The sequence below is a fragment of the Acinetobacter variabilis genome, assembly GCF_000369625.1.
Lineage (GTDB): Bacteria > Pseudomonadota > Gammaproteobacteria > Pseudomonadales > Moraxellaceae > Acinetobacter > Acinetobacter variabilis.
Genome location: NZ_KB850113.1, coordinates 1,264,629 through 1,277,714, shown reverse-complemented (window position 1 = coordinate 1,277,714; position 13,086 = coordinate 1,264,629). Strand labels below are relative to the sequence as shown.

At 42.0% G+C, this 13,086-nt stretch carries 12 protein-coding genes and 1 pseudogene; 11 read left to right on the top strand and 2 right to left on the bottom strand.

Annotation, left to right across the window (positions count from 1 at the left end; translation table 11 throughout):
• The first annotated feature begins 1 nt into the window (after nt 1).
• The 8 genes from tadA (at nt 2) to F897_RS11775 (ending at nt 5,587) form a co-directional block, all read left to right on the top strand.
• On the top strand, nt 2–517 hold the full coding sequence (gene tadA / locus F897_RS11810) for a tRNA adenosine(34) deaminase TadA (RefSeq protein WP_005236129.1): 516 nt from the start codon (nt 2–4) through the stop codon (nt 515–517).
• Between the two features lie 62 nt (nt 518–579).
• A complete protein-coding gene (locus F897_RS11805; protein ID WP_004783989.1) occupies nt 580–1,014 on the top strand; it encodes an SRPBCC family protein in 435 nt (144 codons plus the stop codon).
• A 14-nt stretch (nt 1,015–1,028) separates the two neighbouring features.
• Nucleotides 1,029–1,712, top strand: coding sequence for a (d)CMP kinase (gene cmk, locus F897_RS11800; protein WP_005236126.1), 684 nt, complete (start codon nt 1,029–1,031; stop codon nt 1,710–1,712).
• A gap of 110 nt (nt 1,713–1,822) precedes the next feature.
• A complete protein-coding gene (gene rpsA, locus F897_RS11795) occupies nt 1,823–3,499 on the top strand; it encodes a 30S ribosomal protein S1 (RefSeq protein WP_004783987.1) in 1,677 nt (558 codons plus the stop codon).
• A gap of 164 nt (nt 3,500–3,663) precedes the next feature.
• Nucleotides 3,664–3,969 (top strand): integration host factor subunit beta, encoded by a 306-nt coding sequence (locus F897_RS11790; protein WP_005097312.1) that lies wholly within the window; start codon nt 3,664–3,666, stop codon nt 3,967–3,969.
• 22 nt (nt 3,970–3,991) lie between these two features.
• Nucleotides 3,992–4,357 carry a lipopolysaccharide assembly protein LapA domain-containing protein gene (locus F897_RS11785; RefSeq protein WP_005236124.1) on the top strand — a complete coding sequence of 122 codons (366 nt, stop codon included), beginning with the start codon at nt 3,992–3,994 and terminating at the stop codon, nt 4,355–4,357.
• 240 nt (nt 4,358–4,597) lie between these two features.
• Nucleotides 4,598–5,278: an orotidine-5'-phosphate decarboxylase gene (gene pyrF / locus F897_RS11780; protein WP_004783982.1), complete on the top strand. Its 681-nt coding sequence runs from the start codon at nt 4,598–4,600 to the stop codon at nt 5,276–5,278.
• Nucleotides 5,279–5,365: 87 nt separating this feature from the next.
• Nucleotides 5,366–5,587 carry a hypothetical protein gene (locus tag F897_RS11775; protein WP_005236122.1) on the top strand — a complete coding sequence of 74 codons (222 nt, stop codon included), beginning with the start codon at nt 5,366–5,368 and terminating at the stop codon, nt 5,585–5,587.
• Between the two features lie 75 nt (nt 5,588–5,662).
• Here the strand turns inward: F897_RS11775 and F897_RS11770 are convergent, their stop codons facing one another.
• Together F897_RS11770 and F897_RS11765 are read right to left on the bottom strand one after the other, a co-directional pair.
• On the bottom strand, nt 5,663–6,571 hold the full coding sequence (locus tag F897_RS11770) for a LysO family transporter (RefSeq protein WP_005236120.1): 909 nt from the start codon (nt 6,569–6,571) through the stop codon (nt 5,663–5,665).
• A gap of 65 nt (nt 6,572–6,636) precedes the next feature.
• Nucleotides 6,637–8,133 (bottom strand): annotated as a pseudogene (locus F897_RS11765) (flavin-containing monooxygenase).
• A 144-nt stretch (nt 8,134–8,277) separates the two neighbouring features.
• On the opposite strand from F897_RS11765, the gene F897_RS11760 reads away from it, so the two are divergent.
• From F897_RS11760 to F897_RS11750, 3 genes are all read left to right on the top strand, one after another.
• Nucleotides 8,278–9,285 (top strand): AraC family transcriptional regulator, encoded by a 1,008-nt coding sequence (locus F897_RS11760; RefSeq protein WP_005236114.1) that lies wholly within the window; start codon nt 8,278–8,280, stop codon nt 9,283–9,285.
• A gap of 83 nt (nt 9,286–9,368) precedes the next feature.
• Entirely contained in the window at nt 9,369–10,520 is a 1,152-nt protein-coding gene (gene zapE / locus F897_RS11755; RefSeq protein ID WP_005236113.1) for a cell division protein ZapE, read from the top strand.
• A 363-nt stretch (nt 10,521–10,883) separates the two neighbouring features.
• Nucleotides 10,884–13,049: a malate synthase G gene (locus tag F897_RS11750; protein WP_005236111.1), complete on the top strand. Its 2,166-nt coding sequence runs from the start codon at nt 10,884–10,886 to the stop codon at nt 13,047–13,049.
• The last annotated feature ends 37 nt before the right edge of the window (nt 13,050–13,086 follow it).

The window sequence follows — 13,086 nt, the reverse complement described above, 5'->3', positions numbered from 1 at the left end:
AATGTCCGAAACACAATTTACCGATGAATACTGGATGCAGCTTGCTTATGAGCAGGCTGCACTTGCTGCTGAGCAGGGTGAAATTCCTGTAGGTGCTGTGATTGTCAGCCAAAATCAGGTCATTGGCCGTGGCTACAATGCGCCAATTTCTTTAAATGATCCGACTGCCCATGCTGAAATCGTAGCATTACGTGAAGCCTGTCAGAACCTGAAAAACTACCGCCTGCCTGAAGATGCTGTCCTCTATGTAACTCTGGAACCGTGCACCATGTGTGTAGGTGCATTGGTGCATTCGCGTATTTCAAGGGTCGTTTTTGGTACAAATGAGCCCAAAGCAGGTTCTTTGGTGAGTGCACGCAAGCTTTTTGAAACTGGCTACTATAATCATGTATTTCTATTTGACTCGGGCTGTATGCAGCAGCAGTGTGCTGAGCAGTTGAGTGCATTTTTCAAGTTGCGTCGTGAACAAAAACGCCAGCTGAAATTGCAAGAAAAATTACTGAATGCTCATAAATAAATCGAATCTAATTCGTTAAACTTTGCTCACTTTAAAATCATTTATTTTCAGGAAAAAGAAAAATGAAAAATGCGATTCAGGTAAAAAAAGAATTCCCAGCAGCGATTGATAAGGTTTTTGAATTGCTGTCTAAACACGATGCTTATAACGTGGCTTTTGCACCAATGCAGGTGGAACGGATTAAGGATTCAGCAGACCCTGAGCGCCCAGATGGTGTGGGTTCTGTGCGTAGCATGGGTTTAGGTCCAGTCAAGCCGCTAAAAGAGCAAATTACCTTGCTAGAGCCGAACTCCCGTATTGAATACAAGATCGTAAAGAATCCTTTGATTAAACATCATTTGGGTATTATTGAGTTTGAAGCATTGGACGATAACAAAAGTCTGGTGACTTATACGATAGAATTGCAGGCACGTCTTCCATTTGTCAGTAAATTAATTCTTGCACAGCTCAAGACAGGGATTAAACTAGGCCTCGCAAAACTTGCAAAATCTGTATAAATAACGGGAAAGTAATGACAGTTCAAATTATTACCATTGATGGTCCAAGTGGATCTGGCAAAGGCACACTGGCTGCAAAACTTGCAGCACATTACCATTTTCATTTATTGGATTCAGGGGCTTTGTATCGTTTATTAGGACTGTCATTGCATCACCATAATTTACTCGATGAACTGGATACTCAACTGGCTGAATGCGTACAAATTGCAACAAATTTGGATATCCAATTTGTCAGCACTGAATCAGGTGTTCAGATATGGCTGAATGGTGAAGATGTCTCCCAAACTATCCGTACCGAACGGGTGGGTGAGTATGCTTCAAAAGTTGCTGCAATTCCTGAACTTAGAACTGCTATGGTGGCCCGTCAACATGCTTTTGCTCAAGCTCCTGGTCTAGTGGCAGATGGCCGCGATATGGCGACCAGTATTTTCCCAGACGCACAAGCCAAGATTTATTTGACAGCTTCGGCTGAATCCCGTGCGCAAAGACGTGTAAAGCAGTTGCAGGGTATGGGGCTGGATGTTAAAATAAACGACATTTTAGCTAATATCGAAGCGCGGGATAAACGAGATATGGAACGCACTGTCGCTCCGCTCAAACCTGCTGCTGATGCGTACATCATCGACAGTTCAGATTTGAATATCGATGAAGTATTTAAGCTGATGACCACGTATGTGGATCAGCAATTAGCTCAATAACCCTATTATTTCAGCAGATGCATAGCTTGATCAGTTTTATATGGACTATGTAGACGCTTAATTAAACCGGCCTTGTCTGATCCAAGACCGCTGACTTTATCGGATATATCATGACCGAATCTTTTGCAGCCCTCTTTGAAGAAAGCGAATTAAACCTCAACGTTGAAAAGGGTGCAGTCATCCAAGGCGTTGTAGTAAGCATCGACTCTGATTGGGTAACTGTTGACACTGGCCTTAAATCTGAAGGCGTTGTTGACCGTGCTGAGTTCTTAAATGAACAGCGCGAACTTGAAGTTCAAGTTGGCGACACTGTAGACGTAGTTGTTGAAGCACTTGACAATGGTATGGGTCAAACAGTTCTTTCTCGCGAAAAAGCTAAACGCGCTGAGACTTGGACTAAACTTGAAAAAATCTTTGAAGACGGCGAAATCGTTACTGGTGTTATCTCTGGTAAAGTTAAAGGCGGTTTCACTGTTGACATCGGTCCAGTTCGTGCGTTCCTTCCAGGTTCTTTAGTTGATACTCGTCCTATTCGTGATACTACTCACTTGGAAGGCAAAGAGTTAGAATTTAAAGTAATCAAACTTGACGCTAAACGTAACAACGTTGTTGTTTCACGTCGTGCTGTTATGGAAGCTGAATCTTCAGCTGACCGTGAAGCTCTTCTTGCTCAGCTTGAAGAAGGTCAAACAGTTACTGGTACTATTAAGAACCTTACTGATTACGGCGCGTTCGTTGACCTTGGCGGTATCGACGGTCTTCTTCACATCACTGACATGGCTTGGAAACGTATCAAGCACCCATCAGAAGTTGTTGAAGTGGGTCAAGAAGTTACTGTTAAAGTACTTAAATTCGACCGCGAACGTAACCGCGTATCTTTAGGCCTTAAACAATTAGGTGAAGATCCATGGTTAGCGATCATGAGCCGTTATCCTAAAGGTTCTATCGTTAAAGCTCGCGTAACTAACCTGACTGACTACGGCTGTTTCGCAGAAATCGCTGAAGGCGTTGAAGGTCTAGTACATGTTTCAGAAATGGACCACACTAACAAAAACATCCACCCATCTAAAGTTGTTCAGATCGGTGACGAAGTTGACGTTATGGTTCTTGAAGTGGACGAAGAACGTCGTCGTATTTCTCTTGGTATCAAACAAACTCGTGCTAACCCATGGGAAGAGTTTGCTAAGAACCACGATAAAGGTGAAAAAGTATCTGGTACTATCAAGTCAATCACTGACTTCGGTATCTTCATCGGATTACCAGGTGGTATCGATGGTCTAGTTCACTTGTCTGACATCTCTTGGAACGAACAAGGCGAAGAAGCTATCCGTCGTTACAAGAAAGGTGACACTGTTGAAGCAGTTATCCTGTCTGTAGATGCTGAAGGCAACCGTATCAGCCTTGGCATCAAACAATTGAACAGCGATCCGTTCAACGATTTCTTAGCTGCTAACGAACGCGGTGCGCTTGTTAAAGGTACTGTAACTGCAGTTGACGCTAAAGGCGCTACTGTTAAGTTAGCTGATGAAGTTGAAGCAACTCTTAAAGCATCTGAAATCAACCGCGACCGCGTTGAAGATGCGACTAAATTCCTTGAAGTTGGTCAAGAAGTTGAAGCTAAGATCATTAATGTAGATCGTAAATCTCGCTCTATCAACTTGTCTATCAAAGCGAAAGACGAAGCTGAAGAGAAAGAAGCTGTTGCAAATCTGAAAACAGCTGCTGCTGGTCAAGACAATGGTCCTAAAACTATTGGTGACTTGATCAAAGCGCAAATGAATCACTAAGAGTAGATGGTGAATTGTATTGTTAATGTAAATTAAGTAATACTTTTTACACAAATACTGTAAACGGTAGCGTAGTATTTAATTATTGCGCTACCGTTTTGTATTTAAACAGGTTATTATCGGAAAATAGATCCCGAGTAGCTTGATAATTAAAGAGGTCGCAGATGACTACTGAAGCACTTAATAAGTCTGACTTAATAGAGCGCATCGCGCTAAAGAATCCGCATTTGGCTGAACCTTTAGTGGAAGAAGCAGTTAAAATTATGATTGATCAAATGATTGAAGCTTTATCATCTGATAACCGTATTGAGATTCGCGGGTTTGGCAGCTTTGCATTACATCATCGTGAGCCTCGCGTGGGTCGTAATCCTAAAACTGGTAAATCTGTTGAAGTTGCAGCAAAAGCTGTTCCACACTTTAAGCCAGGTAAAGCACTTCGTGATGCAGTAAACGAATCTGCAAACAAATAAACAAGATATTTACGGGGTGTTCATGCGTTACGTTCTGGTCATTCTTTTATTGCTCGTCTTTGGCTATTCATTAGCTTTGGTGTTGCAAAACGGGACTGAGGTCTCAGTGGACTTGTTATTTACTCAAGTTCCTGCAATGCGTTTAGGGTTATTGCTCCTTTTGACTCTTTCCTTAGGAATAGTGGTTGGCTTGTTACTCGGTGTGCAGGTTTTCCGCGTTTTTCAGAGCAATTGGGAAATTAAACGACTACGTAAAGATATTGAGCATCTACGTAAGGAACAGTTGAATACTGCCAAGATGATGGCAGCAGAAGCGGCGGCTCATACACGACATGAGAAAACAGTATTAGATATTAATTCTAATGACAGGCCATCGGCACCGCTTTAAACGAAAATGACAAGTAGAAGTAATCTACCGAATCTTTACTTCGCCTGTTTTGATCGAACGCCTTTTAGCTTAGCTTCTAAGGCGTTTTTTATTGTTTAATGGTATTTAGAAAAATATATAAAAATTATATAAATAAATGACTTAATTTGAATTAAAAAATCATTTTTGCGAAAATATTCTTGGTTGTTATGGGGCTAATCCGTATAATGGTTTAATTTTGTCAATTTGAAGGGTCTTCTCATGAGTATCATCGTTGCACTGGATGCTAAAAGTCAATTTGATGCCTTAAGGATTGCAGAGCAGCTCGATCCTGCCTTATGCCGAGTAAAAGTGGGCAAAGAGTTATTTACTCATGAAGGTCCTATCATTGTAAAAGCACTTCAGGATAAAGGTTTTGATGTATTTCTAGATCTGAAGTTCCATGATATTCCAAATACCACTGCACAAGCGGTATGTGCCGCGGCAGACTTGGGTGTGTGGATGGTCAACGTCCACGCTTCAGGTGGTCGTAAAATGATGGAGACCTGTGTTGAGCGTTTAAAAGCAGGTAACTATAAGACTCAACTTATTGCAGTAACTGTATTAACGTCTATGGGACGTGAAGACCTGAAAGACATTGGCTTGGATATTGAACCTAATGAACATGTAAAACGTCTGGCTCAACTGACTAAAGACAGTGGCTTAGATGGAGTGGTATGTTCCGCACAAGAAGCGAAAATGCTGCGTGAAAGCATTGGACAAGACTTTGCACTGGTCACTCCTGGGATTCGTCCTGAAGGTTCAAATGCAGACGATCAAAAACGTATTGTGACACCAAAACAGGCAATGCTGGATGGCTCAACACATCTGGTCATTGGTCGACCAATTACCAAGTCGGAAAATCCTCGTCAGACTCTAAAAGATATTTTGGCAACATTGTAATTCCGGTTACCCGATGAAAAGCCTTTCATATGAAAGGCTTTTTTTATACATTGAGAAAAGCTGTATAAAAATAAAAAGGAATTTCAAATGAGAATAATAAAGACACCAGAACAAAAAATGCTAGAACAAAGGCTGGAGATGGAAAAAATAGCAGATCAGTTCGAACAGCAGGAAAAATATAAACAACAGGCACAGTCGGGTTCATGGGACTGGATGTCAGGCCTTGATAGCATAGATATTGTAGAACTCGCTTCAGAGATGATGGAGACAGTAGGAGATTCATTGAGTAGGGTTGATTTGAATTTTTAATATTCCGTAGTTTATTTTATTTCTAATTGAATCCCCCTAAATCTCCCTTTATGAAAGGGAGGTCGGGAGGGATTTTTAAATTACCGCCAACACACTTACCGCTACTGGCGCCAATACAGATAAAATAAAACCGCTCACCATGGCATGTGGAATAAAATCATTGCCACAGGCCTGTTTGACCATGGGTAAAGTCACATCCATCGCAGTCGCACCTGCAGCAGAAATTGCTGATCTTGGGTAACGCCAGCCGGCACAATACATCAGTAAAATCGCAAAAATTTCCCGAAACAGGTCATTCATCAGGGCAATACTGCCCAGTTCCGCATTTCTTAGTTCTGTAACGACAACACCTGACATTGAATAAAAACCATAACCTTGTGACAGCATAATCAGGTCTTTTAAATGAATATCCGGATTCCAGAAAGAATAGATAATTGCAGCCACGCATGAACCAGCAATACAACCTGTTGGGACCAGCAGGATTTTCCAGTTCAACCATGAGCGATCAAGTGGTGAGTAGGCAAGATCCAGTCCAATCAGAAACATAAAGACCAGTAATAAATGCCAAGTGCTGATTTGAACAGAAAGCCCCATTTGAGTGAAACTATAATGCAGCAAGTACCCAGCAGCTAAGGCGAAGAATGCATAACTGATATTAATCAGTGATTTAATCACTAGCTCAGTGGAGACTCGTCCAGAAGAAGGTTGAAAATCTGCCCATTTAAATAGCAGATAACAACAGCTAAATGCCCCAATAGAGGTGAGAAAAGCAATTGTAATAGAGGTATTTAGAATCTGGTCAGGGTGAGGTAATTCCGTCAGAAGCCCAGAAAACTCAAAAGCAATAGCGACCAGTAAGATATAACTAAAATATGGTAGAACCTTAAAGCATATTTTCGTGAGTGAAGCAGGAAGCTGTTTTGCAAAAACAAAACCAAGCGCTAAACAGACCAGAAGCTGGGAGACTAACCAAAGCGATTGCATAATAAAAAAGTATGATAAATCAGTCTTTATTATGCCATCGCTAGCACTATGAATGTGAAGGACTTTTAACTGGCTTTATTTAAAAAATAATAATCTGCTGCATTAAGGGTTTTGGTTTTGAGCCAGTATTTCCAGGTATAGGTGGGCCATAAGGCAAAATTTTTCCCACCTTCTTGTTGATACCAGCTGACACAGCCAGATTGCCAGACCGTATTGTCCAGCATATGTTGGACATCCTGATTGAATTTTTCCTGTACCTGATCTTTGACCACAATCGCATCACTATGTGATTGATCTACTAGGGCGATCATTTGCAGGATATAACTTACTTGCGCTTCAATCATAAAAAGCACTGAGTTATGTGCCAGCACAGTATTCGGTCCTAATAGCTGAAACAGATTCGGAAAACCTTTCACACAGATCCCATAATAGCTTTCGGCACCATCTTTCCAGACATCATTCAAGTGAATGTCATTCAGGCCAGTGCAATCGAAATTTTTCAGATAAATTCTTGGATCGGTAATAAATCCGGTACCGTAGATCAGGCACTCAATCGGACGTACTTTACCATCTACAGTAATAGTACTGTTTTCGGTCACTTCACGAATACCTTCAGTCACTAGTTCCACATTTTTACGGTTAAAGGTAGGGAAGTATTGGTTAGACACCAGAATCCGTTTGCAGCCCATGATGTAATCTAGGGTCAATTTCTTGGCAGTTTCCTTGTCCTTGACCTGATAGCGAATATAAGCTTCTGCGAGTTTCTGAGCATATTTCATGACAGTTGGTTTAACGATAGGCACTACACGCGACTCATTAGACCAGTACAGACGAATCCGGTGTAACTTGCGGAACCATTCATATTTGGAAAACAGCTTTTTTTCCAGGTCATGATATAGGCGCTCATCCCGTGGAATAACCCAAGCCGCAGTACGTTGAAAGACATAGAGCTGTTTGCATTTGGGTGCAATTTTAGGGATATATTGAATTGCACTGCCAACAGCCCCAATCGATGCAACATTTTTTCCCTTGAGATCATAATGATGATCCCAGTGAGAAGAGTGAAAGATTTTACCCTTAAATTTTTCAATGCCCGTAATATGGGGAATTTGAGGAACATGTAAAGGACCAGAGGCAAATACTACAAACTGAGCTTCCAGAATGCTTTGATCCTGCAGATGGATTTGCCATAAGCATCGGTCTTACTGGTAATGAACCCCAAGTACTTCGGTATTCAGCCGAGCAAAAGCCCGAAGATTATAATGACTGACTAAATCTTGAATATAGCTGAAAATTTCCGGTGCTTCGGCATAGCGTTTTGACCAGTCAGTTTTGGGTGCAAAGGAAAGGGAATACATATGTGATTGCACATCACAGGCCGCTCCCAGATACTGATTATCGCGCCAGGTTCCCCCAAAATCGCTATCTTTTTCTAAAATAATAAAATCATGGATGCCTTACTGTTGTAAACGTATTGCCATCGCTATCCCGCCAAAACCGGCACCGATAATGGCCACTTTGGTATAAGGATGAGTGTGGGTAAGGCGTGTATTGTCCAGCATCTTCGCATTCCTTGCTTATTTTAATAATGGATAATTATCTTGATTTATTAACTGGCTATTAGATATAAAATTGATCTAAACGGCAATAGCCGACGGTTTATTTTTATAGTACAACTAGAGCTATCACATTGTATTCGTATGGTTATGAAACGTTCTGTTCTCAGTCTGATGTATCTGATCCAGGGCATGCGCAAGGCTGGTATAGAGGTCGATCAAAAACTGCAAAATATCGGCTTGCGTGTTGATGCGCTTGATCCGACTTCAATCATTCACCCAAGCGTGGAATATGATGTGCTCAAAGTGGTGGGTCAGGATATCCAACCAGAACAGGGTTTATCGATCGGCCAGCATTATGCATTGGCAGGTTATGGGCCTTTGCTGATGTTGCTGGTGACCAGTCCAACCGTACGGGATGCGATGCATCAGGTAATTCGTTTTCAGCAATTGACGCATCTTACCGGCCAGTTGGGACTGGAGCAAAGTGAGTACCGCAGTGCGCTTTGCTATTATCCCAAGAAAACGGAAGACCATCTGGGAATGCTGGTCGCGCAAGCTGAGATTTCAGGTACATTCAAGTTCATTCGCGATATTTACAAGATGATGGGCCTGTCCAAACCTGACTTGCAGATTGAACTGCCTTTCGCCGCACCGGAACAATCTGCTACCCAGAAAATCTATCATGATTATTATGGAACACAGGTACAGTTTGGTGCTGCAAGAGCTGCATTCTGGTTTGATGAGGCCATTTTGGATATCCGGATTCCTTCAGCAGATGCGGAGACTTTTGCAATCTATGAAGCAAAGTGTTTGGCTGAACTGGAACGTCTGACGGAAGATGTGGATGTCCCGACTGTGGTACAGCGAGTACAGGATTATCTGGAGTTGCAAACCGGTTTGATGCCGAGTATGGCTGAAACGGCTCAGGCTCTGAATATTCCAGAACGTACTTTACGCCATCAATTACAGCAGTTCGATACCAGTTATAAACAGATTCGCGAAGAGATTATTAAAGATAAAGCTTTGCGACTCATTGAATATAAACAGTATTCGATTGAAATGATTGCAGAGTTATTGGGTTATTCCGAACCGGCTGCTTTTAACCATGCCTTTAAGCGCTGGTTTGGGCAAAGTCCTCGGCAATATATAAAATAGCCTAAGTTAGTTAATGCCAAAGTGTTATAGTGTGCGTTCTAAACTCCGCTATAATTAAACAGATCCTGAATAGTACGAAACCTATGTCCGATTTTAATTCACAGCACAGCACCGCTTTTAGTCCGATCTCTCCTGCAGAACGTTATGCACAGGCTTTGTCTTCAGGACAGTTTATGCCCGATGATGCACAGGCCATGGCCGTACATGAGCTGAATCGTACCTGGCTGGAATTAATTCAGCGTTTTAAAGCTTCTAAGAAGGCCTTTCGCCGTTTCCGTCGTCAGACTTCGCCAAAAGGTGTATACATGTGGGGTGGAGTAGGTCGTGGAAAGACCTGGCTCATGGATCAGTTCTATGAGTCGATTCCATTTCGCCGTAAAACCCGTATGCACTTTCACCATTTCATGCAGCATGTGCATCGTGAGTTAAACAAGCTTTCAGGTCAGCGCAATCCGCTAGATCTGGTAGCGGATCAGATTTATAAAGATGCTGTGGTGATCTGCTTTGATGAATTTTTTGTATCTAATGTGACAGATGCCATGATCCTGAGTGATCTGTTCCAGAAGCTGTTTGAGCGTGGCATTACGCTGGTGGCGACTTCGAATATTGCGCCAGATGGTTTATATAAAAATGGGATTCACCGTGACCGTTTTCTGCCAACCATTGAAATGGTCAAGAAAAACTGTGTCATTCTGAATGTAGATGCCGGTGTAGATTACCGTTTACGTGTCTTAAAACAGGCACAATTATTCAAATATCCACTAACGCATGACAATAAAAACTGGTTGGCGCATCGCTATACCGCACTGACTCAAACCCAAACCTCTTCTCAAGACCCAATCATCATCAATAACCGTATCGTGGAAACTGTGGCACATACTGAAGATGTCTTGTGGTGTGAGTTCTCTGAACTGTGTCTAAAACCGCGTAGCCCAGCTGACTTCATTGAAATTGCGAATATTTACAATACGGTATTAGTCAGCAATGTGCCGCATTTAACCGATTTCCTGAATGATGCCACACGCCGTTTCATTTATCTGGTCGATGAATTTTATGATCGTGGAGTCAAATTACTATTGACCTCAGAAGATAATATCGTTGATCTTTATAAAGGTGAGCGACTGGCTTTTGAAATTGAACGGACCCGTTCACGTTTGCTAGAGATGCAATCAGATGAATATCTGCATTCTGAACATCGCCAGATTGAGAAAATAGCTTCGAGCGAGCCTGAATAAATACAACAAGCGCTGGTCATGACCGGCGCTTTTTTATGCATTTCATTGCATCAAAGATCGACAAGTTCAGCCAAACATGGCTTAATCTTGATCTAAATATGACCTTGTATAAAAAGAACGGACAACTTTTATTCAAAATTCTGAACTTAAGTCTAATTTCTACATTTCAAAAACTTTATACACTGTCATGAGGGTATTTAGCAGGATGATATTGCATCGTGTGAGACATCATTTAATAAGGATATGAGGGTATTCTTATTGGAAAAATGCTCATTATTTTGCGGTGTGATAGTACTATTCAGCTAGATTTTAATCGGTATACTAGAATCTCTTGTATAAAAAGTAGCAATATCAGGAAAGACAATGACTGCACGTATTCAAAAAGGCAAGTTAGCGATTGCTAAAGAACTTTACGATTTTATCGAAAATGAAGCACTACCAGGTTCTGGTTTGGACAGCGAAACATACTGGAAAAACTTTGAACAAGTCGTTGTTGATCTTAGCCCTAAAAACAAAGCACTTTTGGCTAAGCGTGATGATATTCAAGCTAAAATTGATGAATGGCATCGCAATAACACATTTGAATTACAAGCTTACAAAGCTTTCTTGACTGAAATTGGCTACTTATTACCAGAAGTAGAAGATTTCCAGATCAGCACTGAAAATGTAGACGAAGAGATTGCACTATTGGCTGGCCCACAGTTGGTAGTTCCAGTACGTAATGCGCGTTACTGCCTGAACGCAGCGAATGCACGCTGGGGTTCTTTATACGACGCTTTATACGGCTTCGACGTGATCTCTGAAGAAGATGGTGCTGAAAAAGGTAAAGGCTATAACCCGAAACGTGGTGAGAAAGTTATCGCATTCGCAAAAAACTTCTTAGATGAAACATTCCCGCTGGCACAAGGTTCACATGCTGATGCAACCAAATATGCAGTTGAAGGTAATGCACTGGTTGTAACGCTGAAAGACGGTTCTACCACAACTGTTGCGGATGGCTCTAAATTCGTTGGTTATAATGGCGAAGCTTCTGCACCAACTGAAATCGTATTGAAAAATAACGGCCTGCACGCAATCATCCAGATTGATGCAAACAGCCCAATTGGCCAAACAGATGCAGCAGGCGTAAAAGACGTTGTGCTTGAAGCAGCTGTGACAACAATCCAAGACTTGGAAGACTCTGTTGCAGCAGTTGATGCTGAAGAAAAAGTTGAAGGCTACCGTAACTGGTTAGGCTTGATGAAAGGTACGCTTGAAGAGTCTATCGAAAAAAATGGCAAGACCATTACCCGTAAACTCAATGCTGACCGTACTTTCAAAAATGTTGAAGGCGGTGAGACCAAGGTTCATGGTCGTTCATTGATGCTGCTTCGTAACGTTGGTCACTTGATGACAAACCCGGCGATCCTTGTAGATGGCGAAGAAATTTATGAAGGCATCATGGATGCATTGGTAACTCCATTGCTTTCTGTGGCTGATATCCGTGGTGAGAACACGATCAAGAACTCACGTACCGGTTCTATGTATATCGTTAAGCCAAAAATGCACGGTCCAGAAGAAGTTGCATTTGCGGTTGAGCTGTTTGAACGTGCTGAACAGGCGCTTGGCTTACCTGCGAAAACCCTGAAAATCGGTATTATGGATGAAGAACGCCGTACTTCGGTTAACCTGAAAAACTGTATTGCTCAGGCGAAAGACCGTACCATCTTTATTAACACCGGTTTCATGGATCGTACAGGTGATGAAATCCATACCTTCATGGAAGCAGGTCCATTTGTTCGTAAAGGCGAAATTAAAGGCCAAAAATGGTTCCCAGCTTACGAAAACCGTAACGTCATGGTAGGTCTACAAACAGGTCTACGTGGTAAAGCACAGATTGGTAAAGGCATGTGGCCAAAACCAGACATGCTGTTAGACATGTACAAAACGAAGACTGAACATCCTGAAGCAGGCGCAAGCTGTGCATGGGTTCCGTCTCCAACAGGTGCAGTGATTCACGCGATTCACTACCATCAAATTAATGTAGCAAACCGTCAGCAAGAATTGCTTGCAACTGAAGCATTGCCTTTAGATGATTTGTTAACTCCACCTCTTGCAACTGATACCAACTGGTCTGAAGAAGAGAAACTAAAAGAACTGGAAAATAACTGCCAAGGTATCTTGGGTTATGTCGTTCGTTGGGTTGATCTGGGTGTAGGTTGTTCTAAAGTTCCAGACATCAATGATGTGGGCTTGATGGAAGACCGTGCAACTTTACGTATTTCTTCTCAGCACGTTGCTAACTGGTTACGTCATGGAATTGTAACGCGTGAACAGGTTGAAGAAGTAATGCAACGCATGGCGAAAATTGTGGATGAGCAAAATGCGAATGATCCACTGTATAAGCCAATGGCTGCTGACTTTGACAACAGCATTGCATTCCAGGCTGCTTCTGACCTGATTTTCAAAGGTGGTGAACAGCCATCAGGTTATACAGAGCCGCTTCTACACGCAGCGCGTTTAAAACTTAAAGGTTATACAGGTGACTAATCCTGTAACTTGAAAAAGCCTCTTCGGAGGCTTTTTT